This is a genomic window from Cupriavidus ulmosensis (genome assembly GCF_977008105.1).
The window spans coordinates 1842381-1867214 of sequence record NZ_CDRMWP010000002.1 but is presented as its reverse complement, the minus strand read 5'-3'; the positions used below and the strand labels follow the sequence as shown (position 1 = coordinate 1867214).

At 70.5% G+C, this 24834-nt stretch carries 29 protein-coding genes; 6 read left to right on the top strand and 23 right to left on the bottom strand.

What is annotated here, in order from left to right; all coding sequences use genetic code 11:
• The first annotated feature begins 63 nt into the window (after nucleotides 1-63).
• The 3 genes from ACWTPI_RS27995 to ACWTPI_RS27985 all read left to right on the top strand — a co-directional run bounded on the left by ACWTPI_RS27995 (nucleotide 64) and on the right by ACWTPI_RS27985 (nucleotide 2539).
• Nucleotides 64-516, top strand: coding sequence for an excinuclease ATPase subunit (locus ACWTPI_RS27995; protein ID WP_454733360.1), 453 nt, complete (start codon nucleotides 64-66; stop codon nucleotides 514-516).
• 31 nt (nucleotides 517-547) lie between these two features.
• On the top strand, nucleotides 548-1291 hold the full coding sequence (locus ACWTPI_RS27990) for a 4'-phosphopantetheinyl transferase family protein (RefSeq protein WP_454733359.1): 744 nt from the start codon (nucleotides 548-550) through the stop codon (nucleotides 1289-1291).
• A 159-nt stretch (nucleotides 1292-1450) separates the two neighbouring features.
• Nucleotides 1451-2539, top strand: coding sequence for an aromatic ring-hydroxylating oxygenase subunit alpha (locus ACWTPI_RS27985; protein ID WP_029043577.1), 1089 nt, complete (start codon nucleotides 1451-1453; stop codon nucleotides 2537-2539).
• A gap of 15 nt (nucleotides 2540-2554) precedes the next feature.
• On the opposite strand, the gene ACWTPI_RS27980 is transcribed toward ACWTPI_RS27985, so the two are convergent.
• From ACWTPI_RS27980 to ACWTPI_RS27965, 4 genes are all read right to left on the bottom strand, one after another.
• Complete coding sequence (locus tag ACWTPI_RS27980) at nucleotides 2555-3310, bottom strand: IclR family transcriptional regulator (protein WP_454734029.1); 756 nt, start codon at nucleotides 3308-3310, stop codon at nucleotides 2555-2557.
• A 122-nt stretch (nucleotides 3311-3432) separates the two neighbouring features.
• Nucleotides 3433-3849 (bottom strand): hypothetical protein, encoded by a 417-nt coding sequence (locus ACWTPI_RS27975; RefSeq protein WP_454733358.1) that lies wholly within the window; start codon nucleotides 3847-3849, stop codon nucleotides 3433-3435.
• Nucleotides 3850-4000: 151 nt separating this feature from the next.
• A complete protein-coding gene (gene fghA / locus ACWTPI_RS27970) occupies nucleotides 4001-4858 on the bottom strand; it encodes an S-formylglutathione hydrolase (protein ID WP_454733357.1) in 858 nt (285 codons plus the stop codon).
• Nucleotides 4859-4866: 8 nt separating this feature from the next.
• The gene (locus ACWTPI_RS27965; RefSeq protein ID WP_020202860.1) at nucleotides 4867-5973 is read right to left on the bottom strand and encodes an S-(hydroxymethyl)glutathione dehydrogenase/class III alcohol dehydrogenase; all 1107 of its coding nucleotides are present in this window, start codon (nucleotides 5971-5973) and stop codon (nucleotides 4867-4869) included.
• A gap of 274 nt (nucleotides 5974-6247) precedes the next feature.
• Between ACWTPI_RS27965 and ACWTPI_RS27960 the strand changes: the two genes are divergently transcribed.
• Nucleotides 6248-7045 (top strand): IclR family transcriptional regulator, encoded by a 798-nt coding sequence (locus ACWTPI_RS27960; protein WP_231401603.1) that lies wholly within the window; start codon nucleotides 6248-6250, stop codon nucleotides 7043-7045.
• A gap of 14 nt (nucleotides 7046-7059) precedes the next feature.
• Here ACWTPI_RS27960 and ACWTPI_RS27955 read toward each other — a convergent pair whose 3' ends face one another.
• The 8 genes from ACWTPI_RS27955 to ACWTPI_RS27920 form a co-directional block, all read right to left on the bottom strand.
• Nucleotides 7060-7410 carry an AtuA-related protein gene (locus ACWTPI_RS27955; protein WP_020202858.1) on the bottom strand — a complete coding sequence of 117 codons (351 nt, stop codon included), beginning with the start codon at nucleotides 7408-7410 and terminating at the stop codon, nucleotides 7060-7062.
• Between the two features lie 11 nt (nucleotides 7411-7421).
• Nucleotides 7422-8774 (bottom strand): acyclic terpene utilization AtuA family protein, encoded by a 1353-nt coding sequence (locus ACWTPI_RS27950; protein WP_454733356.1) that lies wholly within the window; start codon nucleotides 8772-8774, stop codon nucleotides 7422-7424.
• Nucleotides 8775-8803: 29 nt separating this feature from the next.
• The gene (locus ACWTPI_RS27945) at nucleotides 8804-9808 is read right to left on the bottom strand and encodes a Bug family tripartite tricarboxylate transporter substrate binding protein (RefSeq protein ID WP_454733355.1); all 1005 of its coding nucleotides are present in this window, start codon (nucleotides 9806-9808) and stop codon (nucleotides 8804-8806) included.
• A gap of 287 nt (nucleotides 9809-10095) precedes the next feature.
• Nucleotides 10096-10461, bottom strand: a complete 366-nt coding sequence (locus ACWTPI_RS27940) for a hypothetical protein (protein WP_020202855.1) — start codon at nucleotides 10459-10461, stop codon at nucleotides 10096-10098.
• A 146-nt stretch (nucleotides 10462-10607) separates the two neighbouring features.
• Nucleotides 10608-10901 carry a hypothetical protein gene (locus tag ACWTPI_RS27935; protein WP_063826836.1) on the bottom strand — a complete coding sequence of 98 codons (294 nt, stop codon included), beginning with the start codon at nucleotides 10899-10901 and terminating at the stop codon, nucleotides 10608-10610.
• Between the two features lie 144 nt (nucleotides 10902-11045).
• Complete coding sequence (locus ACWTPI_RS27930; protein WP_454733354.1) at nucleotides 11046-12236, bottom strand: esterase-like activity of phytase family protein; 1191 nt, start codon at nucleotides 12234-12236, stop codon at nucleotides 11046-11048.
• Nucleotides 12237-12247: 11 nt separating this feature from the next.
• Nucleotides 12248-13591: an NTP/NDP exchange transporter gene (locus ACWTPI_RS27925; RefSeq protein WP_454733353.1), complete on the bottom strand. Its 1344-nt coding sequence runs from the start codon at nucleotides 13589-13591 to the stop codon at nucleotides 12248-12250.
• Nucleotides 13592-13598: 7 nt separating this feature from the next.
• Complete coding sequence (locus tag ACWTPI_RS27920) at nucleotides 13599-14525, bottom strand: aldo/keto reductase (protein WP_059411577.1); 927 nt, start codon at nucleotides 14523-14525, stop codon at nucleotides 13599-13601.
• A gap of 475 nt (nucleotides 14526-15000) precedes the next feature.
• On the opposite strand from ACWTPI_RS27920, the gene ACWTPI_RS27915 reads away from it, so the two are divergent.
• A complete protein-coding gene (locus ACWTPI_RS27915; RefSeq protein ID WP_454733352.1) occupies nucleotides 15001-15651 on the top strand; it encodes a DUF6869 domain-containing protein in 651 nt (216 codons plus the stop codon).
• 220 nt (nucleotides 15652-15871) lie between these two features.
• On the opposite strand, the gene ACWTPI_RS27910 is transcribed toward ACWTPI_RS27915, so the two are convergent.
• From ACWTPI_RS27910 to glmS, 6 genes are all read right to left on the bottom strand, one after another.
• Nucleotides 15872-16201 (bottom strand): hypothetical protein, encoded by a 330-nt coding sequence (locus ACWTPI_RS27910; protein WP_020202849.1) that lies wholly within the window; start codon nucleotides 16199-16201, stop codon nucleotides 15872-15874.
• A 217-nt stretch (nucleotides 16202-16418) separates the two neighbouring features.
• A complete protein-coding gene (locus tag ACWTPI_RS27905) occupies nucleotides 16419-16664 on the bottom strand; it encodes a hypothetical protein (protein WP_454734066.1) in 246 nt (81 codons plus the stop codon).
• A 40-nt stretch (nucleotides 16665-16704) separates the two neighbouring features.
• Complete coding sequence (locus ACWTPI_RS27900; protein WP_454733351.1) at nucleotides 16705-17268, bottom strand: cysteine hydrolase family protein; 564 nt, start codon at nucleotides 17266-17268, stop codon at nucleotides 16705-16707.
• A gap of 57 nt (nucleotides 17269-17325) precedes the next feature.
• On the bottom strand, nucleotides 17326-17772 hold the full coding sequence (locus ACWTPI_RS27895) for a MarR family winged helix-turn-helix transcriptional regulator (RefSeq protein ID WP_059411580.1): 447 nt from the start codon (nucleotides 17770-17772) through the stop codon (nucleotides 17326-17328).
• Between the two features lie 130 nt (nucleotides 17773-17902).
• Nucleotides 17903-18040 carry a hypothetical protein gene (locus tag ACWTPI_RS27890; protein WP_020202846.1) on the bottom strand — a complete coding sequence of 46 codons (138 nt, stop codon included), beginning with the start codon at nucleotides 18038-18040 and terminating at the stop codon, nucleotides 17903-17905.
• Nucleotides 18041-18387: 347 nt separating this feature from the next.
• Entirely contained in the window at nucleotides 18388-20217 is a 1830-nt protein-coding gene (gene glmS, locus ACWTPI_RS27885) for a glutamine--fructose-6-phosphate transaminase (isomerizing) (RefSeq protein WP_454733350.1), read from the bottom strand.
• 160 nt (nucleotides 20218-20377) lie between these two features.
• On the opposite strand from glmS, the gene ACWTPI_RS27880 reads away from it, so the two are divergent.
• Nucleotides 20378-20854, top strand: coding sequence for an Lrp/AsnC family transcriptional regulator (locus ACWTPI_RS27880; protein WP_454733349.1), 477 nt, complete (start codon nucleotides 20378-20380; stop codon nucleotides 20852-20854).
• 184 nt (nucleotides 20855-21038) lie between these two features.
• Here the strand turns inward: ACWTPI_RS27880 and ACWTPI_RS27875 are convergent, their stop codons facing one another.
• The 5 genes from ACWTPI_RS27875 to ACWTPI_RS27855 form a co-directional block, all read right to left on the bottom strand.
• Entirely contained in the window at nucleotides 21039-21464 is a 426-nt protein-coding gene (locus ACWTPI_RS27875) for a CBS domain-containing protein (RefSeq protein ID WP_231586418.1), read from the bottom strand.
• A gap of 540 nt (nucleotides 21465-22004) precedes the next feature.
• Nucleotides 22005-22355: a type II toxin-antitoxin system ChpB family toxin gene (locus tag ACWTPI_RS27870; RefSeq protein WP_454733348.1), complete on the bottom strand. Its 351-nt coding sequence runs from the start codon at nucleotides 22353-22355 to the stop codon at nucleotides 22005-22007.
• A complete protein-coding gene (locus ACWTPI_RS27865; RefSeq protein ID WP_020202841.1) occupies nucleotides 22349-22600 on the bottom strand; it encodes an AbrB/MazE/SpoVT family DNA-binding domain-containing protein in 252 nt (83 codons plus the stop codon). Before ACWTPI_RS27865 ends, ACWTPI_RS27870 begins: the two co-directional genes overlap by 7 nt.
• 345 nt (nucleotides 22601-22945) lie before the next feature.
• Nucleotides 22946-24301 carry a GntP family permease gene (locus tag ACWTPI_RS27860; RefSeq protein ID WP_029043574.1) on the bottom strand — a complete coding sequence of 452 codons (1356 nt, stop codon included), beginning with the start codon at nucleotides 24299-24301 and terminating at the stop codon, nucleotides 22946-22948.
• A 110-nt stretch (nucleotides 24302-24411) separates the two neighbouring features.
• The gene (locus ACWTPI_RS27855; protein ID WP_020202839.1) at nucleotides 24412-24804 is read right to left on the bottom strand and encodes a RidA family protein; all 393 of its coding nucleotides are present in this window, start codon (nucleotides 24802-24804) and stop codon (nucleotides 24412-24414) included.
• Nucleotides 24805-24834 lie beyond the last annotated feature (30 nt).

The following is a 24834-nucleotide window of genomic DNA, read 5'->3' as shown; positions in this document are numbered from 1 at the left end:
GGCGGCTCCCCGGCGGGGCCGCCCGCGTTTTTCCTGATCGACAAAACCAACAAAGGAAGGTCAATGAAGCACGCTCTCCCGATCCTGGCCGCGACCGCCGCGGTTGCCATGCTGCTGTCCACGCCCGCCGCGGCGCGCGACACCAGGTACATGCTGCCGTTCAAGGATGTGCTGGACATGCCCGAGGCGCAGGAAAAGCTCGACGGTTCGGTCAAGTTCTTCCTGGCCGGCCAGGGCAAGCCCAAGGTGCTCGAAAGCAAGGAGGAGGACGTGTCCAACCGCAAGACCAACAGCTTCGGCAAGAGCGACGAGGAAGCCTGCCGCTGGGCCGCGCTGTCGGCGCTGATCGCGTTCCAGGACAAGGCCAGGTCGCTCGGCGTCAACGCCGTGGTCAACGTGGTGAGCTACTACAAGAAGGCCGAGGTCGCCAGCGCGACCGAGTACGAATGCCATGCCGGCGCCGTGGTGGCCGGCGTCGCGCTCAAGGGCACCTACGCCCGCGTCGCCGCCCGGTGACGGGCGACGCCGCCCGCGGCTGAAGCGCGCCATGCCGCCAATCGTGCAACCTGGGGCGGTCCACGTGCGGGTGGCGGACGTGGACGCCACGGCAGCGCTGGCGCCGCCGCCCGCGCGCTGGATGAGCGCGCAGGAGGCGCGCCGGCTCGGCGAACTGCGCGCCGGCCCGCGCGCCGCGCAGTTCGTGGCCGGGCGCTGGCTGGCGCGCGCGCTGCTGGCGCAGGCCTGCGGCGGCGCCTGGCAGGACTGGTCGCTCGACGCCGCGCCGGACGGCCCGCCGCGCGCCAGCGGGCCGGTGCCCGCGCATGTCTCGATTTCCCATTCCGGCGGCCTGGTCGCCTGCGCCGCGGGCCATGCGCCGCTCGGGCTCGACCTCGAATGCGTGCGTCCGCGCCGCGGCCTCGACGCCCTGATCGGGGCGGTCAGCAGCGCCGCCGAGCGCGCCGCCATGCCGGCCCTGCTCGCCGCCGACGAGGCCGCGCGGCTGGCCGCGTTCTTCGAACTCTGGACCCTCAAGGAAGCCTGGCTCAAGCGCGCCGGCGGCGCGCTGTTCCAGACCATGCTGGGCCACGTGGCGGCCGTTTCTCCGGCGGTGTCTCCGGCCGTCTCTGCGGCCATCTCGCCGGACGGCGGCGCCGGCCATGCCGCCAACGCCTGCACCTGGCAGCACGGCGGCGCCATGCTGGCGCTGTGCGCCGGGCCGCCGCCCGCGCTCGCCGGCGTCTTGCCGGCGGGCCTGCGCTACTGGCGCCTCGCCGCCGCGCAAGCGGCCTGACCGTCACGCCGCCGGCAGGGCCGCCGCAGTGGCGTCGGCGACCTTCCTACATCCGGATCGCGTGCCTTCGGGTAGACTGGGCAGTGCGAGCGCCCTCCGCCCATGCAACCGGCTCACCGAGATTCCCGGATTCCCGACTACGCGAGGAGAATGTCCCCCATGCATGCAGTCCCGTTGCTTGACAGCAGTGCCAACGATAGCCCTGCCGAAGCGCCCCTTCGCGACCTGCGCCGCGTCGCGATCCACCCCGATCACTGGTATCCGCTGGCCTGGTCGCGCGAAGTCAAGCGCGGCAAGGCGCACGGCGTGCGTTTCGCCGGCGAGCCCATCGTGCTGGTGCGCACGGAGTCCGGCTCCGTGTTCGCGCTCGAAGACCGCTGCGCGCACCGGCAGGTGCCGCTGCACGAAGGCGTGGTGGCCGGCGAATCGATTCGCTGCTGCTATCACGGCTGGACCTACGATTGCACCGGCAGCTGCATCGACGTGCCCTACCTGGGCCGCGAGCGCCTGCCCAACGGCGTGCGCGCCTATCCGTGCCGCGAGGCCGAGGGCCTGATCTTCGTCTTCCCGGGCAGCGCCGTGCTGGCCGACGAGACCCCGCTGCCCGCGCTCGGCTCGGTCGCCGACAAGGCCTACAAGACCCGCCGCTTCGGCCGCGAGGTCAAGTGCCACTACTCGTTCATGCACGAGAACCTGATGGACATGAACCACCAGTTCCTGCACCGCCGCCAGATGGGGCAGATGCGCGCGCGCTCGCTGGGCCGCCGGCGCGGCGACGGCTGGGTCGAGGTGGACTACACCTTCTCGCGCGAGGAAGGCAAGCAGCCGGTGGGCGAGGCGCTGGTGTTCGGCAGCGGCAAGGGCGGCGGCCAGAACAACAAGGACGTGATGACGGTGCGCACCAGCTATCCCTACCAGACGCTGCAGATCCGCACCGCGGAAGGCACGCTGGTGATGGACCTGTGGATCGTCTACGTGCCGCTCGACGCCGAGCAGCGCACCAACCGCACCTTCGGCCTGCTGTCGATCAAGAAGCCGGGCATTCCCGGCGCGCTGGACCTGGCCTGGCCGCTGCTGGTCTGGTTTACCGAGCGCATCTTCAAGGAAGACCGCGAGATCGTCGAGATGGAGCAGGCCGCGCACGATGCCCAGGGCGCCGACTGGAACCACGAGGTGTTCCCGGTCATCAACGAGCTGCGCGACCTGCTGCGCCAGAACGGCGGGGCGGAGACGCCGCGCGCGGCCTGATCCCGGGCGCGGGCGCTACTTGGAGAAGCGGTTGCGCTCGTCGCGCTCCAGCGTGGAGCAGGCGGTGCGCAGCATGGCCGAGAAGCGCGTGAGCGCCGGCTCGATGCGGTAGGCCGGGCCGGCGATCGAGATCCCGTAGCACTCGCCCGACAGCCGCACCGGCCACGCCAGCGCGCCCACGTCGGGCAGCGACTCGCCCAGGTTGACGAAGCAGCCGCGCTCGGCCGACGCCTTCAGCTCGGTCTCGAGCTGGGCCGCGTCGGCCACCGTGCGCGGCGTGAAGCGCTCGAAGCCCAGTTGCGCGATCAGCGCGCGGCGCTCCTCCTCGGGCATCGCCGACAGCAGCGCCTTGCCGATCGAGTTGGCATGCAGGTCGCGCCGCTCGCCCGCGGTGGCGATGTAGCGGATGGCGTGCGGGGACTCCAGCACGTCCAGGTACACCACCCATTTCCCTTCGTGCAGCTTGCCGATCACCACCGTCTCGCCGGTGGCGGCGCGCAGCTCGTTCATGGTGCCGTGCACGCGGTCCAGCACCGGGTCGTGCCGCGCGATCTGCTGGGCCATCGCCAGCAGGCGCCCGGTCGGGTAATAGCCCTGGCGGCGCCCGGTCTCGTAGAGATAGCCCAGCGAGGTGAGGGTGCGGATCAGCGCCAGGCAGCTCGACGCCGGCACCGCCAGCAGCCGGGCCAGCTCCGAGAGCGAGAGCGCGCGGCGCTCGCGCGCGAACGTTTCGATGATCTCGAGCACGCGCAGCGCCGTCTTCACGTTCATCGGCGGCGCCTTGTTGTCGTTGGCGGTCATGGCGTTGCCCGGTGCGCGCGCCGGGCGGGTCGGAAAAGAAGCGCTAATCATAGTGCATCGGCCGGCCATGCGCGGCCACGGCCGGCGTGCCGTTACTGCGTGGCGGCCGGCGCCGCGCCCGTGCCGGCGGTTCCCGGCAGGCTGGTGCGCAGGCCGCCGCCATCCTGGCTCGCGCCGCCGGCTGCCGCGCTACTGGTCCCGCTATTGGTTCCGCTATTGGCTCCGCCGTTCGCGCCATCCGCGGCGCCGTCCTGCGAACGCTGGCGGCCGCGTCCGCGGCCGCGCATGCCGCCACCGCCGCCGCCCACGGGCGCGGCATGGTTCTGCCGCAGTTCCTGGTTGATGCTGTCCACCGTGCGCGGCCCCGGCGTCATGCGCGCGAAGTTGCTGTTGATCGCGTTGATGGCCTCGTCGCCGGTGGCGGGCGAGCCCTGGGCGAACACGGCGGCCGGCAGCGACAGCGCGGCCGTCAGGCAGATCAGTCGGAGCGGTTGGGCGATGCGGGTCATGGCGGTCCTCCGGGGCGGGCTGGCAAGCGATCCGGCGGATGCTAGCAGCGCGCGCGGACGCGCCGCAACGTCGGCAACGTAGCGTTGCGTTTCAGCGCGCGCCGGCGTGTTTCAACGTATTACGCAGGCGGCGCCAGCTGCCCTTGCGCCGCTAGAGCTGCGCCGCGTGGTGCCGGATGTGATCCTCGATGAAGGTCGAGATGAAGTAGTAGCCGTGGTCGTAGCCCGCGTGGCGGCGCAGCGTGAGCGGCTGTCCGGCGGCGGCACAGGCGGCCTCCAGCGCTTCCGGGTGAAGCTGCTCGGCGAGGAATTTGTCGGCCAGGCCCTGGTCGACCAGGATGCCGCCCGGGAAGGGCGCCGCGCCCTGGCGCGACATCAGCGCCGCGGCATCGTACTGCGCCCAGGCCGCGCGGTCGTCGCCGAGGTAGCGGCTGAAGGCCTTCTCGCCCCACGGGCAGCGCGTGGGCGCGGCGATCGGCGCGAACGCGGACACCGAGCGGAAGCGCTGTGGATGGCGCTGCGCCAGCACCAGCGCGCCGTGCCCGCCCATCGAGTGGCCGAACACGCCGACGCGCCGCGGGTCGGCCGGCAGTTCGCCGGTGACGATGTCGAACAGTTCCTGCGTGACGTAGCTCTCCATGCGCCAGTGCCGGCTCCACGGCGCCTGCGTGGCGTCGAGGTAGAAGCCCGCGCCGGCGCCGAAGTCCCACGACTCGGCCTCGCCGGCGATGCCGGTGTCGCGCGGGCTGGTATCGGGCGCCACCAGGATCAGGCCGTGCTCGGCGGCGAAGCGCTGCGCGCCGGCCTTGATCATGAAGGTTTCCTCGGTGCAGGTCAGGCCCGCGAGGTAGAACAGCGCGGGCAGGCGCCGCGCCGGCGTGGCCAGCGCCGCCGCCGGCAGGAACACCGAGAAGCGCATCGGCAGGCCGATGGCCTGCGAGGCATGCCGGTAGAAGCGCTGCACGCCGCCGTAGCAGCCGTGCTCCGAGAGCAGTTCGAGCGTGCTCATGGCCGGCCTCAGTACAGCACCACCGAGCGGATCGACTCGCCGCGCTTCATCAGGTCGAAGCCTTCGTTGATGCGCTCCAGCGGCAGCGTGTGGGTGATCAGGTCGTCGATGTTGAGCTTGCCTTCCATGTACCAGTCCACGATCCGAGGCACGTCGGTGCGGCCGCGCGCGCCGCCGAAGGCCGAGCCCTTCCATTCGCGCCCGGTCACGAGCTGGAACGGGCGCGTGGAGATTTCCGCGCCGGCCTCGGCCACGCCGATGATGATCGACTTGCCCCAGCCCTTGTGGCAGCACTCCAGCGCCTGGCGCATGACCTTGGTGTTGCCGATGCACTCGAACGAGTAGTCGGCGCCGCCGTCGGTGAGCTGGATGATGTGGTCGACCACGTTCTCGACCTCGTTCGGGTTGATGAAATGCGTCATGCCGAACTTGCGCGCCATCGCTTCGCGGCCCGGGTTCAGGTCCACGCCGATGATCTTGTCGGCGCCCACCATCTTGGCCGCCTGGATCACGTTCAGGCCGATGCCGCCGAGGCCGAACACCACCACGTTGGCGCCGGCTTCGACCTTGGCCGTGAACAGCACCGCGCCCACGCCGGTGGTCACGCCGCAGCCGATGTAGCAGACCTTGTCGAACGGTGCGTCCGGGCGGATCTTGGCCAGCGCGATCTCCGGCACCACGATGTGGTTGGCGAAGGTGGAGGTGCCCATGTAGTGGAAGATGGGCTTGCCGCCGATGGAAAAGCGCGAGGTGCCGTCCGGCATCAGGCCCTTGCCCTGGGTGGCGCGGATGGCCTGGCACAGGTTGGTCTTGCGCGACAGGCAGAACTTGCACTGGCGGCATTCCGGCGTGTAGAGGGGGATCACGTGGTCGCCGGGCCTGAGCGAGGTCACGCCCGGGCCCACGTCGGTGACGATGCCGGCGCCTTCGTGGCCGAGGATGGCCGGGAAGATGCCTTCGGGGTCGGCGCCCGAGAGCGTGTAGTAGTCGGTATGGCAGATGCCGGTGGCCTTGATCTCCACCAGCACTTCGCCGGCGCGCGGGCCGTCCAGGTCGACGTCTTCCACGGTCAGCGGGGCGCCGGCTTTCCAGGCGATGGCGGCTTTGGTCTTCATGATCGGTTTTCCTTGTCGTGTGGCGGCGGCCGGCTGGCCGGCACGGTGTGTGTCGGGGCGCAACGAGCCCGGCGCCGGCATGGGGAGACGCGGCGCGGGGCGATTCGTTCGTCAGGGGAAGACTATACGACCATCCGGCTGGCCGTTGGCGCCCGAGGCGGCGGATTTGGCCCGCGCCGCCCCCAGATTGGCCGGAATCGCGGGCTGGCCGCGGACGAGGGCCGGAGTGCTCCCGATTGACCGCCGGCGAGGCAACCGCTTAAATGACCGACTCATGACAGACGATCCGACGCCGCCGCCAGCTATGCCTCCCGCCTCGCGCGCCTCTCCCGTGCAGCGCGCGCTGTGGATCCTGCGCGCCCTGTCCGACCCGCAGGTGCGCCGCCTGTCCGACGTGGCGCGCGCCACCGGCCTCGATCCGGCCACCGCCTCGCGCCTGCTGGAGCTGCTGGTGGCGGAGGGCTTCGTTACGCGCGATGCCGGCCGCCGCTTCGGCATCGGCCCGGAAATCTTCCAGCTGGCCGACGTGGCGCAGCGCCGCGTGGACCTGCGCGCGCTGGCGCGGCCGAGCCTGGAGCGGCTGGTCGAGGTATTCGGGGACACCGCGGTGCTGACGCTGGCCAGCCGCGGCGAATCGGTGGTGGCGGACATCGAGCTGGGCACCTTCCCGATCCGCGCCAACTACGTGGAGATCGGCACGCGGCGCCCGCTCGGCGTGGGCGCCGGCAGCCTGGCGGTGCTGGCGTGGATGCCCGAGGCCGAGCGCGCCGCGCGCTTCCGCCTGGGCAAGAGCCAGCGCGCGCGCTATCCGCGCCTGAACGCTGAGGTGATCGGCGAGCAGATCGACGCGGCGCGCGGCCGCGGCTACGCGCTGTTCCTGGACTGGGTGGTGGACAAGATGGGCGGCATCGCCGTGCCGCTGCTGGACTACGAGGGCCGGCCCATCGGCGCCTTGAGCGTGGCGGCGCTGAGCGAGCGCATCCTGGCGCGCGAGGCGAAGATGGCGCGCGTGCTCAAGGAGGAAGCGCGGCGCGTCACCAGCGCGTGGGCGCGCCGCGTGCTGGTGGACTGAGGCGCGCGGCGCGCTCAGCCGGCCGGCCCGCGCAGCAGCGGCGCCAGTTCTTCCGGCACTTCCACCTCGAAGCGCAGCACCGCGCTCGCCAGCGCCTTGCCGTAGTTGTCGAGCGCCAGGCTGCGCGAGACGCCGCCGCCCAGCGCGCCATGCGCCACGAAGTTCAGCACCTGCAGGCCGTCGGCCTCGAAGCGCTCCACCTTGCCGCTGACCACGCCGCCGTACAGCGCCTTGAAGGCGGCGGCGGTGAGCTGTGCCTTGAGATGGGGATAGAAGGCCGGGTCGTAGGCGATCACCGCCGTGTTGGAAATGTCGCCCTTGTCGCCGGAGCGGGTATGCGCGAGGCGCCTCAGTGAAACCTTCATCGCGGGTTGCCTCAAAGGTAGTGGATGTCGGAGCTGACCTGCTCGCGCGGCACCAGCGCGGACCACACGCCGATGATCTCGCGCGTGCGTTCCTGGTGCGGCACGCGCTTGCCGGTGGAGGCCAGCCCGCACACCGCCATGCTGTCGATCTCGCGGCCGACCTTGGCGGCCTCGGCGCGCGTGCGCGTGCGCGCGGCCACGCGCACGGCGATCTCGTTGGGCTCGCAGGCCGGCGCTGGCGAGGCGTCGCCGTGGATGGCATTGACGCCGAGGAAGTCGATGCGCAGCGCCTCGGCCCGCAGCCCGGCCAGGCGGAAGCGGTGCTCGAGGATGGTCTTGGCCAGGCGCGCCTTTTCCAGGCAGCCGGGACCGGCGTAGAAGAACATGTCCTCGCCGATGAAGCCCTCGGTGCAGCCCAGCGAGACCTTGAGCGTGGGCGTGCGCGGCGCGCCGCCCACGCCGCTGATGCGCACCTGGTCGGGCGCGACCTGCTCCAGCCGCGCCGTGGTGAAGTCCACCACCACGTCCGGCGTGATGTAGCGGCGCGGGTCGTGCACCTCGTAGAACATCTGCTCCTTCACCGTCTGCAGGTCGATGCGCCCGCCGGTGCCGGCCACCTTGGAGATCACGGCGGTGCCCCCGGCGTCCACCTCGGCGATGGGGAAGGCCAGGTTCCACGGCTGCGGCACGTCCTTGTAGCCGGGGTCGCCGAAGTAGCCGCCGGTCACCTGGGCGCCGCATTCGAGCAGGTGGCCGATGGCGCTGCCGCGCGCCAGCAGCGCCGTGTCGTCGGCGCGCCAGCCGAAGCTGTGCATCATCGGCGCGAGGAACAGCGAGGGATCGGCCACGCGCCCCGTGACCACGATCTGCGCGCCGGCTTCGAGCGCGCGCACGATGGGCGCGGCGCCCTCGTAGGGCTCGGCCGAGATCAGCGACTCGCGCAGCGTGGCGATGGGCGCGCCGCTCTCCAGGATGTCCAGCGCCTGGTCGCAGATGGTGCCGGTCAGGTCGGTGGTGGTGATCGCGGCGATCTTCACGCGCGGCAGGCCAAGCTCCTCGCACAGCTGCGCGATGCGCCGCGCCGCGCCGAGCGGGTTGATCCAGCCCTGGTTGCTGACGATGCGCGTGCCCTGCGCGATGCAGTGCGGCAGCACCGCGCGCATGCGCTCGTCGAGATAGGTGTCGTAGCCTTCGAAGCTGGCGTCGCGGCGCTTGCGCACCTGCGCCGCGGAGACCGTGGCTTCCGCCATCGTCTCGAAGCAGAGAAAGTCGAGCCGGCCGTGCTGCGCGCTCAGCGCCGCGGGTTCCACGCGGTCGCCCCACCAGCCCGAGCCCGAGCCGATGCGGATGGTCCTTGTTGCCATGAGGAATTCCTTGTCTGTGGGGCGGCCGGCTATTGCGCCTGGATGCCCGCGTTCTTGATGACGCGCGACCATTTCTCGGTATCGGCGCGGATCACCGCCGCGAAGGCCGCGGGCGTGTCGCCGCCCGGCACCGCGCCAAGCTGCTCGACGCGCTGCCGCACCTCCGGCGTGGCCAGGATGCGCGCCACCGCCTGCTGGATGCGCGCCACCAGCGCGGCCGGCGTGCCGGCCGGCGCCAGCAGGCCGAACCAGGAGTTCACCACGTAGCCGGGCAGGCCCGATTCCGCCACCGTCGGCACGTCCGGCAGCACCGGCGCGCGCTGCGGCGTGGTCACGGCCAGCGCGCGCACCTTGCCGGCCTGGATCTGCGCCAGCGCCGAGGGCAGGTTGTCGTACATGAGGTTGACCTGGCCGGCCAGCAGATCGGTCATGGCGGGCGCGGCGCCCTTGTATGGCACGTGCTGCATCTTCACGCCGGCCATGCTGTCGAGCAGCTCGCCGGAAAGATGCGGCGAGCCGCCGGTGCTGGTGGACGCATAGTTGAGCTTGCCCGGCTGCTGCTTCGCCAGCGCGATCAGCTCGGCCACCGACTTGACCGGCAGCGTGGCGTTGGTCAGCAGCACGTTGGGCGAGTTGGCCACCAGCGTGACCGGCGCGAAATCCTTGCCCGAGTCATAGGGCATGCGCGCGTAGATGAACTGGTTGGTGACCTGCGTGCCGAGCGTGCCCATCAGCAGCGTGTAGCCGTCAGGCGCGGCCTTGGCCACGGCTTCGGCGCCGATGTTGCCGCCGGCGCCGGGCCGGTTGTCCACCACCACGGTCTGGCCCAGCGTCTCGCCGAGCTTGAGCGCGACCAGCCGCGCGAGGATGTCGGTGGTGCCGCCCGGCGTGAACGGCACCACCAGCCGGATCGGCCTGGACGGATAGGCTTCGGCCGCGTGAGCCGCGCTGGTCGGCAGCGCGGTCAGCGCGAGCGGGGCGCACAGGGCGGCACAGGCCAGCGCGGCCAGGCGCAGGGTGGCGCGTCGGTTCATGGTTGTCTCCTCGCAGGCGCCGCCGGGATGGCGGCGCATGGTGGCATTGCCGCGTGCGTCGGTGCGCCGCGGCGTTTTGTTTATTGAAAACTGCTGGCGGTGATCTTATTCAGATGCCGGTTTCAGCGTCAAACAATGGCTGGAAATTTTCATTGAATGAAAATGCCGGACGGAGGCGCGCCGCGCGGGCGGGCGGGGAGAGAACGGGCGGGGAGAGATGTGGCCGGCGGCGGGAAGACGGCGCGCCCGCGCCGCCCCGAGGGCCGCGCGGTGGCGCGTGTGCCAGCTTAGTAGGACGGATACGGCTGCTGGTACTGCTGCGGATAGGGCTGCTGCTGGTAGTACGGCACGGCCTGCACCGGCTGCGGGCCGCACGGCACGTAGGCGCGGTCGTAGTTGCTGTAGCAGTAGCCCGGGGGCGGCGCGTAGGCCGGCGCGGGCGCGGCGGCCATCACCGGCTGGCTGGCCACGGCCGCGCCGACGGCCAGGCCGACCAGCGCGCCGATGGCCAGCACCGCGGCGGCACCGCCGCCGCCGCCACGGCCATGATCGCGCCCGTGCGCCGAGGCGGGACCGGCCGCGAGCAGCGAGGCGGCAAGCAGGCCGGCGCCGATGGCACGGACTGCACGGCTGGCACGAGTGGGATTGCGCATGACTGGCTCCTGATCCTGATGGCGGCCGGCGCAAGCGCGCTGGCCATGAAGTCATGCTAGGCCCAAGGTGTCACTGCAATATTACGGCGCGGTTAGCAGATGTAACGCCGGCCCGACCCGTGCCGCCCCCTGCGCGCGCGCCGGACTCAGGGCGCCGGGCGCGGCGGCGGGGACGGCTGCGGCCCAGCCGCGGGCGCCGGCACGGCCGACGGCTGGGCGCCCGGCGACGGCTGCGCCTTCTTGTGGTGATGCCGGTGCTTGTGCTTGTGTCGCTTGTGCGGCGCGGGCTGCGCCGGCAGCGGCGTGGCGGTGGCGCGCTCGCCCTGCGGCCTTTGCGGCTGGGGCGGCGGCAGTTGCGCGTGGGCGATGCCGCCCAGGGCGAGGGCGGCGAGGCTGGCGCCGAGCACGGCTGCCCTGGCGAGGATCCGGTGTGTTTTCATGGGGAATCTCATTGGTGCTTGCTGCCGGGTTGGTAATATTCCGTCACCATTATCGGCGTTCGCCGGGGTGGCGGGGAGCGGGAGGAGGCTAAAAGAGGCCAAAAGAAGCCGGTTCGCGGACCAGCTCCCGTGTTCTGGCGATGTTCATGGCGGGCAGATGCCGCTGTCCGGCAGCACGTCGAAGGCCAGCACCTGCATGACCTGCCGCGGGTTGAAGTTGTCGTCCGACACCATCGCCAGCGTGGCGCATCCGCGCCCCGTCTTCGGTCCCCAGGCCAGTCCTTCCAGGTTGTCCAGCCGCGGCAGCGCCAGCTTGCGCAGGCCGGACACCAGCCGCTTGCGCGCCGGCACGTAGTCCGCGCCGGCCAGCGCGGGCAGGTCGCGGATGTCGCTGGCGCCGCGCAGGTCCATCTCGTACAGGCGGATGTCGTTGGCGAAGCTGCCGTCGGGTTGGCGCACCGCGGCCCGCTCGAGCACCAGCAGGCGGTGCGCGTCCACCGCCAGGATCTCGGTGACGCCATTGTTGGCCGGCACGTCCTGCCCGGGCATCGCGGGGATGGCATCGACGGGGTAGGCGACCTGCCGCAGCACGCGGCCGTCGCGCGCGAACTCGGTGATGCGCGCGACGGCGCCGTGGCCGCGCGCGGGTTCCGGGCCGTCCTGCTGCAGCGGGCCTTCCATCGCCACCCACAGCGAGCTGCCGTCATGCGAGAAACTCAGGCCCTCGAAGGTCAGGTTGTCGCGCGAGCCGTAGCCCGCCTGCCGGCACATGGCGAACATCGCGGGCGCGGCGATGCGGGACAAGTAGCGGCCGTCGCGCGCCACGTGGATGACGGCCGGGTCTTCCTTGAGCGAGCAGTCGCCCTCGGTGGCCAGCCACAGGCTGCCGTCCTGCGGATCGACGCGCACGGCTTCGAAGTCCGGCACCTCGCCGCGGCCCTCAAGCCATTGCCGGCGGCCCGGAAAAACGGTGCCGTCGGCTTGCCGCGGCACGATCACGCCGTCGAGCGCAAGCGCGTGGAACCCGTTCGCGTCGTAGCGCATCGTGGCGGTGTAGAGGCGCGCCGGGCCGAGCGCCGAGCGGTCGTCGCTGACCAGGAACCACGTGCCGGAGCGGGCGTCGTAGTCGATCCCGGACAGGCCGCCGACGATGGTGTCCCGGAACGGCTGGCGCAGGGCGATGCGCTGCTCGCCGAGCAGCGCCAGCGCGGCCGGGCCCGGCGCGGGAGTGAGTGCGGGAGTGAGTGCGGGGGCGGGCGGACCGGCGCAGCCCGCGGCGGCCAGGATCGTGGCAAGCGCAGCGGCAGGCAGCCACGCGCGCGCGGCCGTGCGCAAGGCCCGCAATCTCATGCGCCGCCGGGCCGCCCGGGCGCCGCTTCCAGCCGCGCGGCCGGCGGCTCGGTGCCGGCGCGGCCTTCGTGCCGGCAGCCCAGCCACCAGCCCAGCCAGGCCCAGCCCAGCGCCAGCACGGCGCCGGTGAGCGCCACCACGGCGGGATGGCCGGAGAAGGCGTCGATGGCCGTCTTGATCCATGCGCTGACGGCGTCGCCGGCGCGGTAGACCGCGGTGTCGATGACGTTCTTGGCCTTGTACTTGGTCTCGGCGTCCACCACCGTGAACAGCATCTCGCGCCCCGGACGCAGCAGCGCGTATTCGCCCACGCGGCGCAGGATCATGACCGCCGCCAGCACGCCGAAGGCGGGCCACAGCGCCAGCGCGAGGAAACCCAGGCCGGTGGCCAGCGGCACCGCGCTGAGCAGCATGGTCACGCCGTAGCGCCGGGCGACGCGCCCCGAGAAAAACACCTGGACCAGGATGGTCAGGCCCTGCACCACGGCGTCGATGGCGCTGAACACCTGGGTCTGCTGCGTGCGGCTGGGGAAGGTTTGCGCCACCAGCCGGGCCTGCTCGAAGTAGAGGAAGGTGCTGGCGGTGGCCAGCAGGATCACGAACAGGCCGATGCCGAGCAGGTAGCGCGAGCGCGCCACCAGCGTCAGCCCCGCCCACAGGCCGCCGCCGATGGGCCGGGCCGGGTCCTGCGGCAGCACCGGGTCGTCCGCCACCGGCACGCCCGCGCCGGCGTGCCGGCGCCAGCCGAACAGGAAGCCCGCGCCCGGCAGCGTGGCCGCCAGCAGCGCGGCCGACAGCAGCATCAGCCCGGTCAGGCCAATGCGCGGCACCAGCCAGCCGCCCAGCACCGGGCCGGCCAGCCCGCCCGCGCTGGCGCCCGCGGCCAGCAGCGCGAACAGGCGCCGCGCCTGGCCCGGGCGGAACACGTCCGCCATCAGGCTCCACGCCACCGACACCACGAACAGGTTGAACACCGACAGCCACACGTAGAACGCGCGCGCCAGCCACAGGTTGTCGGGCGCGGCGCGCGTGGCCAGCGCGAAGCCCACCAGGTTGGCCACGAAGAACGCGTACACCCACGGCACGAAGCGGCGGCGCGGCAGGCGCGCGCTGCACAGGCCGTAGATGGGAATCGCCACCAGCATCACCACGAAGGTGGCGGTAAACAGCCACTGCAGGTTCTGCACGCCGCCGGCGATGCCCATCGTCTCGCGCACCGGGCGCAGCATGAAATAGCTGGCGAACAGGCAGAAGAAGAACAGGAAGCCGGCCACCACGGCGCTGCCTTCGCCGGGCTGGATGCCGAGGCCGCGCCGGGCTGCCAGGGTCGGTGCGCTCATGGCCGGTTCAGGCCAGCAGCGCGGCGATCTGCGCGCGCTGGCCGGCGTCGGGCATGCGGCCGAAGCCGGCGCCGAGATTGTCCTGCATGTTCTTCGGCTTGGAGGTGGCGGGGATGGCCGCCGTCACCGCCGGATGGCTGACGATGAATTTCAGGAACAGCTGGCCCCAGGAGGCGCAGTCGAGCTCGGCCGCCAGCGGCGGCAGCGGCCGGTCCCTGACCGCGCGGAACAGCCGCCCGTCCTGGAACGGGCGGTTGACCAGCACCGCTACGCCGCGCTCCTGGCACAGCGGCAGCAGCGTGCGCTCGGCATTGCGCTCGGCCAGCGAGTAGTTGAGCTGGACGAAGTCCAGGCGCTCGGCGCGCACGATCTGGATCAGCGCCTCGTGCGCGTCCTCGCGGTAGTGGGTGATGCCGACATAGCGCGTCTTGCCCTGTTCCTTGAGCTGGCGCAGCAAGCGCAGGTTGTCGCGCCAGTCGATCAGGTTGTGCACCTGGAGTAGGTCCACGCTGTCGCTGCGCAGGTCGCGCAGCGATTGCGCCCACTGCGCCTGCGCCGGACTGCCGGCCGAGGTGGAAATCTTGGTGGCGAGGAACACCTTGGCGCGGGCCTGCGCGCTGCGCAGCAGGTCGCCGGTGACGGCCTCCGCGCTGCCGTAGCTGGGCGCGGTATCGATGACGGCGCCGGGCGTCTGCAGCAGCAGCGCCAGCACCTCGGCCAGCGGGGCGCGCTCGCTCGCCTCGGTGCCCACGTTGAAGGTGTCGGAGGTGCCCATGCCGATCACGGGCAGGGTCTCGCGGCCGCCGGGAATCAGGCGGCGCAGCGGGCCCGGCGCATGCGGCCCCGCGGCGGGCCAGGCGCTGCCGGACAGGCCGGTCAGGGCCGCGGCGAGACAGGTGCTGTGGCGAAGGAACCGGCGTCGATCGGATGACATGGCGATCTCCCTGCTTGCTGGGGCTGGCCGACATCTTCTCACAGATGGCATGGCCGCTGCTGGGCGCGGCGAGCGGGTGGAAGGTGGCCGGCAAGCGGGCAGGATGGCGTGGAAACAGGGCTGGAGCGCGGAGCCGGCGGCGGGGCATTCTCATGGTTAACCCGCCCCGGTCCCCGCTCACTCATCCGGGCGCGGGATTGCCGCCTATCATTGTTCTGGATCCGCCGCAGGGGATCCGCCGCCCGATTGCCGGCGGCGGCATGGTGGCGGTTGTGGCGAGGCAGCCCGCACGGGTGGCTGCCGGGCGGGGCCCGGTACAGAGGGGACAGCCGGGGCAGTACATGAGTCGACCAGCGCGGAGCCGCTGGCGGACAGGGGCAAGCCGGACCGGCTGCCGGCCGTCGCCCGGGACAGGGCGCGGCGGCGGTCGCCGGCCGGACCCATTCGTTTTTCAGGCGGGTAGTCCGGGGGGACGATGGAAACCCATGAGCAAAAGCGCCTGGTCAACGCTTACATCGAGCGTTACAGCCGCTACGATCCGGCCATCGGCCGGCATGAAGTGCGTTCGTTCTGGGTCTGGCAGGCCTGCGACTGGCTCTGCGTCAACGACCCCGACCAGTTGTGGGCGCTGGTGCTGGAGATCCTGACCCGCACCGGCAACGAGCGCGTGCTCGGCGCCCTGGCCGCCGGCGAACTCGAAGACCTCATCGAATATCACGGCCCCGCGTTCATCGGCCGCATCGAGCGGCAGGCCGCGCGCGATCCGCGCTTTCGCCGCCTGCTGTGCGGCGTGTGGCGCAGCTCCACGCCCGAGGTCTGGGCGCGCATCCTCGCCGCCAGCGACGGCAATTTCAACGACGTGCCGCAGCGCGCGATGTGGATCTGCCATGACCGGCGCGCGGGTCCGGAGCCGCTCGGGCCGGCCTCCGGCAGCGCCGCGGCGGCCACGGCCGCCGAGGGGCCGGGCGAGGCGGGCGCGCGCAAGGTGGCGGCGCGCGTCGTGCCGGGCGCGTTCCAGCCCATTTCCGCCGCCGAGGCGCGCGCCGCCGCGCCGGACCCGGTGAAACAGGCGCATGCCGGGACACCCGTGCGCCACGGCGCGCGCGCCGTTTCTCCCGATCCCTGATTCCCGACCCCAGGCCCCGGATCCGCCCTGAATCCGGGCGCGCACGGTCGGGTTCGGGTTCCGGCTGGCCATGCGGCCGTACTGATTTCAATATTTAAATAACTGTCGAAATAATGGCTGGACGATGCTCCGCTGCACCCTGGTCCCGCGCGGCACGGACTTGGATGCGCGCAGGACCAGCCACGGGCCGGACCGCAAGCCCGCTCCGTGGCGGGGGCGCTCAGGCGCCCGGGGTTTCCGCCGCGCGCTTGTCGGCGTCGCGCAGGCGCTTCACTGCCTTGCCCAGCAGGCCGCCTTCGCTGTCGGCGATGGCGCCTTCCAGCGACTGCAGCGCTGCCGTCACCTGCGCGCCGTGCGCGGCGGAGAATACTTCGTCCGCGACCAGCGCATCGGCTTCCTTGCGGGCCCGCTTGCCCAGCTTGCGGGCGAACTCGGGGTCCAGCTGGCCTTGGGCGGTCGCGTTGGCGATATGGTCGAGCAGGGCGATCAGGCCTTGCGCCGTGGTAGTGGCCGGGATTGACTCCTCGACCTTCCTTGGCTTTTTGGGCATCGTTTTATTCCTCCAGTTAGGGTTCGATTCTATAGCGGGGGAGGGTAGCCATCCTGCTTCCCCGTATGAAGAGATTGTGACAACTGTCATAAAAGCATGGGATGGCAGGGCGGGACACCGCAGGCATGCAGCGTAGCGCATTCCGGCGCGAAGCGCTGCTTTGGCTGGCCGGGCAAGGAAACGCGGCGCCTTCACGCCGCGCCGCGGGTGCCGTCCGTCATGGCGCCCGCGCGGGGCCGGCCTCATGCGGGTCCGTCCCCGCGGCGGTGTCGAGTCTATCGAAACTCAGGCGCATCCGCCCGTCATGCCCGCGGATGCGCAGGCCCTGGTACTTCCGGAGATGGCGGATTCCCACCAGCGCCGCCGCGCCGATGCCCATCGCGGTCGCGTTGTGGCGCGTCAGGTGGGTCAGCACGATCCAGTCCTGGGCCGTGCGCTGCATCCACGTGCCGACGTTGGACACGATGCCGCCCAGTCCCGCGCGCGCCGTGCCGCGGCGGCGCTCATGCGCGGGTCCCGCCGAGCAATTCGGCGATCTCGCGCGTGGTGCCGGTCTCGCCCAGCCGCGGGAAGATCCGCGCGACGCTGTTGGCGTGCGCGTCCGGGTGCATGTCGGTGATGGCGTCCAGCGCGAGCGTGACGTTGTAGCCGAGTTCGTGCGCCTGCCGCGCGGTCGATTCCACGCCGATGCTGGTGGACACGCCGGCAATGACGACCTGCGTGACGCCCAGGCCCTTGAGGTGCGCGTCGAGGCCGGTGCCGGTAAATGCCCCCCAGGTCCGCTTGGTCACGAGGTGGTCGCCCGGCTGGCGGTCCAGTTCGGGCACGAGGTCGGCCCAGCCGGGCGGAAGCTGCCCGAAGTTGCGCGTCTGCTCGGCTCGCCCCGGCGCGCCGCCGGCCACGTTGACCAGCACCACCGGCAGGCCGTGGCCGCGGAAGGCGGCGGCCAGCGCGCCGGCGTTCTTCACCACCTCGCCGATGGGATGGACCGTGGGGTAGGACACGATGCCCTGCTGCAGGTCGATGACGATGAGGGCGGTCCTGGGGTCGAGCGTGGTCGTTGTCATGGCGTTTCCTTGGGAAGGGGGGGCGGCGAGTGCGGTGTCGTGCGTCGGGCGGCGGCGTCAGGACTCCACCAGCCGCGCCAGCAGCGCGACGGCCGCGGCGAGCGCGTCCTGCTCGGCCGGCGCGAGCCGGGTCTCGATGGCATGGAACAGCCAGTCCTCGCGCGCCGCGCGGCCGGCCCGGACCGCCTCGGCGCAGGCCGGCGTGAGCGACAGGACGGTCTGCCGCCCGTCGCTGGGATCGGGCGCGCCGCTGACGAGCCCGGCCGCCTTGAGCACGGCAACCGTCTCGCCCATCGATTGCGGGCGCATGCCCTCGGCCCGCGCCAGCGCCGATACCGTCGCCGGCCCTTCGCGCTCCAGCCGCAGCAGCACGCGCAACTGGGTCCAGGTGAGATGGCTGAAATGCGACTTCTCGCGCAGCCGCCGGGTCAGCTTGCCCAGCACCACGCGCAGTTCGGCGGCCAGGGCGTGCGCGGCGTCGGAATCCGTGTGCGGGGCGGTCATGTCGGTCGCGGGAAATTATGAAGGTTAGCTGTGAAGGCTACCTTCATATATGGCCGGCAGTCAAGGCGGCGCGGTAAACGGCGCGCAGTGGCGAAGCGGGGGAACTATGGAGAGCGGGACCGCGTGCCGGTCAGAGGCTGGAAGCGATGTCCAGCCCGGCCAGGGCGACGATGGCGCTCATGGCCAGCATGGCCGTCGAGTGCTGCCCGAAATAGACCAGCGCGGCTGCCGACCAGCTTGCCGTGGCGAATGCTGCAAAACGTTTCATGCTCTGAACACCGGGGGCGGCGGCCTGCGGATGAATTCGAACGGAGGCGGAAAAAAATAAACCCGCCCCGAAGGGCGGGTTGAATCCATGTCGTTGGAGACAAGGAGGAGACAGGTGTAAGTATAAACCCTAGTCCAATCCTGTCTAGTGGGCGGATTGGAGTGTTTGCTCAAAAACATCGTTGTGGCGGTGCATCATTCACATTTGCTCGCGAAGAATCGGCTTTGAGTCACTTATTGCGTGTTGCCTGTCGTGCCGTTCCGACAGGATTCGGGGTGCGGGGACGGGGCATGCGGCTTTCCCGGCATGTCCAGGCCCGCCACGGCGTCACTGCGCCGGCAACATCGCTACTCCACCGTCACCGATTTCGCCAGGTTGCGCGGCTTGTCGATGTCGGTTCCGCGCGCGAGCGCGGCATGGTAGGCCAGCAACTGCATCGGGATCGTGTGCAGGATCGGCGACAGCGGCCCGTAGTATTCCGTGAGGCGCAGCACTTCGATGCCGGGGCTCGGCGCGATGCCGCAGTCGCTGTCGGCGAAGACGAACAGCCGCCCGCTGCGCGCGCTGACCTCGTGCATGTTCGACTTGAGCTTTTCCAGCAGGCGGTCGTTGGGCGCGACCGCGACCACGGGCATCTCGTCGCTGACCAGCGCCAGCGGGCCGTGCTTGAGCTCGCCGGCCGGATAGGCCTCGGCATGGATGTACGAGATTTCCTTCATCTTCAGCGCGCCTTCCATCGCCACCGGGTAGTGCATGCCGCGGCCCAGGAACAGCATGTTCTCGCGGCGCGCCAGCAGTTCGGACCAGGCCATGATCTGCGGCTCCAGCGCCAGCACCTGGCGCATGGCGTCCGGCAGGTGGCGCAGCGCGCGCAGGTGGTGCTGTTCGTCCTGCGCGGAAAGCCGCCCGCGGGTCTGCGCCAGTGTCAGCGCGAGCAGGAACAGCGCCACCAGCTGCGTGGTGAACGCCTTGGTGGAGGCCACGCCGATCTCCACGCCGGCCCGCGTGATGAAGGTCAGCGCGCATTCCCGCACCAGCGCGCTGGTCGGCACGTTGCAGATCGCCAGCGTGTGGCGCATGCCCAGCTGGCGGGCCACCTCGAGCGCGCCGAGCACGTCGGCGGTCTCGCCGCTCTGGGATACCGCGACGACGAGCGCGTTCGGGTTCGGCACGCTTTCGCGGTAGCGGAACTCGCTCGCGATCTCCACGCTGACCGGCAGCCCGGCCAGGCTCTCGATCCAGTACTTGGCCGTCAGCGCGGCGTGATAGCTGCCGCCGCACGCCAGCAGCAGCACCGAGTCGACCGCGTTGAACACGCGCCACGCCTTGTCGCCGAACAGTTCCGGCATGACCGCGGTGACGTCCTGCAAGGTGTCGGCCACCGCCTGCGGCTGCTCGAAGATCTCCTTCTGCATGTAGTAGCGGTACGGGCCGAGCTCGGCGCTGCTGCCGTGCGCCGCCACCCGCGCCACGGGGCGCTCCACGCGCTGGCCGGCGGCATCGACGATCCAGTAGCGGTGCAGCTGCACGTCCACCACGTCGCCGTTCTCGAGATAGGCGATGCGGTCCGTGACGCCGGACAGCGCCATCGCGTCGGACGCCAGGAAGTTCTCGCCTTCGCCCACGCCGACCACCAGCGGCATGCCGCTGCGGGCGCCCACCAGCCGGTGCGGCTCGTCGCGGCACAGCACGGCGATGGCGAAGCTGCCGCGCAGCCGCGCCACGGCCGCCTTCACCGCCTCGAACAGGTCGCCGTCGTACAGGTGGTCGATCAGGTGCGCGATCACCTCGCTGTCGGTCTGGCTGGCAAAGACGTAGCCGCTGGCCTCCAGGCCCGCGCGCAGTTCCTCGTGGTTCTCGATGATGCCGTTGTGCGACAGCGCGATGCGCGCGGCTTCCTCGCGCGGCGAGAAGTGGGGGTGCGCGTTGCCCGTGACCGGCTTGCCGTGCGTGGCCCAGCGCGTGTGCGCGATGCCGGTGTAGCCCGCCAGCGCCTGCCGGGCAATGTCGGCCTGCAGGGCGGCAACGCGGTCCACGCTGCGCGCGCGCACCAACTGCCGGTCCTGGTGCAGCGCCACGCCGCAGGAGTCATAACCGCGATACTCCAGCCGCTTCAGGCCCTCGACGAGATTGGGCACGATGTCGCGCTGCGCGACCGCCCCGACAATTCCGCACATATCCGTTTTTCCCTCATGATCGGCCCGAGGCCGGGCCAGCGGTTAGCATGGTAGAGGGATCGGTATGTAATTTTCTTTCTTAAATCTATAAACAATGAAATAATCAATCATCATCAAATAGTGATGAAATTTTATTTCATCAGGCCTCGCGGAGTCCCCATTGCCCGGCACCTTCCTGGACGAGCTCGACCTGCGCATCCTCCGCATCCTGCAGGCCGACTCGGCCATCTCGAACACCGACCTCGCCGAGCGCGTGCACGCCTCGGCGCCCACCTGCCTGCGGCGCGTGCGCCGGCTCAGGGAAAGCGGCGTTATCCAGCGCCAGATCGCCGTGCTGGATCCGCGCCAGACCGGCTCGCCGCTGACCGCCATCATCGAGATCAGCCTAGACCGCCAGACCGCCGAGGACCACGACGCCTTCGAAGCCTATATCTGCGCCGAGGCCGCGGTCACGCAGTGCTACCGGGTTTCGCCGGGGCCGGATTTCATCGTCACGATGGAGATGGCCGACATGGCCGCCTACGATGCGTTCGCGCGGCGGCTGTTCGCCGGCGCGTCCAACGTGCGCAACGTGCGGACGTTTTTCTCGACGCATCGGGCCAAGTTCGAGGCGAATGCGCCGGTGGCGGGAAGATAGAACCGGGAAGCCGGCGGGCCGCGATGCCTGCCGGACAGCGCGGCTCCGGCGTTGAACGAGCCAGGGCGGCCGTCGGTGCCGTGCATCGGCGCGAGTTTCCGGTCAGGCCGCGATCCGGCCGCGGCTCCCGGCACCCGTCCCGACAGGCGATGTCAGGCGCAGGGCGGCCGGATGCCACCGGCGTTCATGCCGCGGCGTCGTCCGGTTCGGGATCCGCGGGCGCCGGGGCATCCGAAATCCACCGCAGAATATCCCGCCAGCTGACGATGCCGACCGGCCGGAACTGCGCGTCCACGATGGGGATGCATGAGATCCGATGAGCGAGAAACAGCGCGATGGCATCGGGGATCCTGGCCTCGGGGCGCAACGTGATCGGCTTGCGCGTCATGATCTGGTGCACGCGCTTGTTGAGGGTGTTGAGGTCCCTGGCCGACTCCACGTTGCTGCCGATGAACGGGCTCACCGCGCGCAGCAGGTCGCGGTCCGATACGACGCCATGCAGTCTCTCGTCTTCGACGACGAGCAGGTGATGGAACTTCGCCTCGTCGAAAATGTGCTTGACCGTTGCCAAGGTATCGTCGAACACCACGCTGACGATCTTTCTGGACATGATGCTATCGATGGTCACAACTGGCTCCGTGTTTGTCTTTTTCCCATGCGGGGTTGCCATTGCCCCGCGCGTGGCGCCGGTGGCCGGGCGGCCATTCTCGCTACGCGGGGCGGGGGCACAACCTGGGCCAGGCCGGACGGACAGGGGGTGCAACCCGTGTCCGTCCGGCCCGGCGCCATTCCGCGACTACCTCCTGCAACGCTCGCAGGCTGTTCAGCATTGTGTTGTCGGCTGCGACCCCGGCTTTCTTTAGCGAGCCGTCCCGCTTCATGAGGGTGACGGGGACGCGGCGCGGCGCCGGGCGCATCATTTTCGGCCGGCATGTCCACTTCGTCTCCCAGGCCCGACCGGGCCAGGATCGGCTTCGGGATCGGCACCCCTTGCGAATTGCCCGTTCTGCGCATCGCCGCTTTCACCGGGGCACCGTCATGACGGGAACATGCCGGCACGGCATGCATGGACACGCAATGTCATGACATTGCCGGGCGGCATCGGAGGCGCGGCCGACGGCCGCGGCAAACGCTCGCCCGGCCTTTCCAGTCACGCCAGGATCGTCTGCAGGCGCGCCAGCGCGTCTTCCACCACTTCGGCCGGCACGCGCTCGACCTTCCTTGCGCCCCGCGCTTCAAGGTCCAGCGCGCGCACCATGTTCACCAGCGCGGCGCCCTGGGTCTCGGTGCCGGACCCGGACAGCGGCACGGCGAAGCCGGCGAAACGGGCAACGTCGCCACCCTGCGTGATCGGCGCGACCAGCGCGACGCCGAGCGCGTTGAAGGCGGCGGGCGACAGCACGAGCGCGGGGCGGAAATCTCCCTGCTGCTCGCGGCCGGCCGTGGGATTCAGGCTTACCCGCACGATGTCGCCCCGGTCGAACCCGGCGGACTTCACCATGCTTCGTGGCCGGCCGGCCCGGCGTGGTGCCAGGCGGCCAGGTCCGCGGGCATCGGCGCGGCGGGATCGCACTGCGCGACCAGTTCTTCGAGTGCGTACCGGGGCCGGGCGGGCTTGAGCAGGACGCCATCCTGGCGCACGTCGACGGTGAGCTTGTCGCCCAAGGCGACCTTGAGTTGTTCGAGCAGCGCGGCGGGCAGCCGCACGGCCGCGCTGTTGCCCCATTTCTGAATCGACAGTTCCACGGCAGGCTCCAGTAGATGTATAGCCATTGTAGATACGCTGGTTGTGGTGGTCAAATTTCGTATCTACGTTGTAGATACGTCGCCTCGCGGGAAGGCATGGCCTGTTTATCCGCGATGCGCGAGTTGCCGGCAAGGCGACAAGTCTCATTGATTGCGGCAGGCCGCCATTGGCTTGCGCTGCCCACGGAGGGATGTCGAAGGCGAAGGGCAGCCACGGAAACGAACGCCCGCGCAGCGAAAAAGGGGGAGGGAGGGAGGAGACGGGAGGGAGCGCGGCCCGGTCGCAGCCCGGGCCGCGAAGCCGAAGCGGGACGAGCGCCCCGCCTCGGGCAACGCCAGCCGGTATCAGACCACCGTGGCCAGCGCCAGCGTCAGCAGCAGTGCCACCACCGAGATGATGGTCTCGCACACGGACCACGTCTTGAAGGTCTGCGCCACGGTCATGTTGAAGTATTCCTTCACCAGCCAGAAGCCGCCGTCGTTCACGTGCGACAGGATCAGCGAGCCGGCGCCGGTGGTCAGCACCAGCAGTTCGGGGCGGGTGCCCGGCACGCTGGCGGCGATCGGGGCGACGATGCCGGCGGCGGTGGTCATGGCGACCGTGGCCGAGCCGGTGGCGATGCGGATCAGCACGGCCACCAGCCAGCCCAGCAGCAGCACGGAGACGTGCGCGCCGGTGGCGACGTCGACGATGGCGTTGGAGATGCCGGAGTCGCGCAGCACGCGGCCGAAGCCGCCGCCGGCGCCGACCACCAGCACGATGATGGCGGTGGGCGCCACGCATTCGTTGGTGAACTTGAGGATGTTCTCGCGGTTGAAGCCGCGCGCCTTGCCGAAGGTGTAGAAGCTCACCAGCGCGGCGATCAGCAGCGCCATCACCGAGTTGCCGATCAGCTTGAGGAAGTCGTTGGCGAAGGTCTTGGGCGCGGTGAGCAGGTCGGCCCAGCTGCCGATCAGCATCAGCGCCACCGGCAGCAGGATGGTGAAGATGGTGATGCCGAAGCCGGGCAGTTCATGCGTGCCCTTGCTCTCGTCCTCGGTGAACTGCGCGGCCAGCGGGTTGACGTCGGGCAGCTTGACGTAGCGGTCCATCAGCCGCGCGAACAGCGGGCCGGCGATGATGGCGGTGGGGATGCCCACGATCAGCGCGTACAGGATGGTCTTGCCGATGTCGGCGCCGTAGGCGGTCACGGCCAGCAGCGCGGCCGGGTGCGGCGGGATCAGGCCGTGCACGACCGACAGGCCGGCCACCATCGGGATGCCGACCAGCACCATCGAGGTGCCGGTGCGCTTGGCCACGTTGAAGGCGATCGGCACCAGCAGCACGAAGCCGACCTCGAAGAACACCGGCAGGCCGACGATGAAGGCGATCGTGACCATCGCCCAGTGCACGTTCTTCTCGCCGAAGAAATCGATCAGCGTGCGCGCGATGCGCTCGGCGCCGCCCGATTCGGCCATCATCTTGCCGAGCATGGTGCCCAGCCCGATGACCAGCGCGATGTGGCCGAGCGTGCCGCCGACGCCGGCCTCGAACGACTTGACGATGTCGCCCATCGGCATGCCCACGGCAAAGCCGAGCAGCACCGAGACGACGACCAGGGTGATGAAGGGATTGAGCTTGAACTTCGCGATCAGCACGACCAGTGCGATCACGGCGATCAGCGCGTACAGCAATAGTGTGGTTCCGGTGACGGCGCCCATATTGTCTCCTTGCTGCGGGGTCCGCCGGAGGGTCCGGCGGGGCTCTCCCGCGTCCGTTATGAAAATGGCCGCGCAGGCGGCCGGTTGAGGTGTTTGCCGGAAGGCGTTGGTCAGGCCGCCGGCTTCTTGTAGGCGATGCAGTCGATCTCGACCTTGCAATCCACCACCATGCTCGATTGCACGCAGGCGCGTGCCGGCGGGTTGGCGCCGAAATATTCCCTGAAGATCCTGTTGAACGAGGCGAAGTCGCGCGCGTCGTCCAGCCACACCCCGCAGCGCACCACGTGCTCGGGACCGTAGCCGGCCTCGGCCAGGATGGCGAGCACGTTCCTGATGGCCTGGTGGGTCTGCGGCACGATGCCGCCGTCGATGACCTCGCCGGCCACCATCGGCACCTGGCCCGACACGTGGAGCCAGCCGTCGGCGGCGACCGCGCGGGCAAAGGGCATGTGCTGGCCACCGGAGCCGGTGCCGCCTTCCACGCCGAATCGTCTGATTTCCATGAGGACTCCTGAAGCGGATTGCTGAAAACG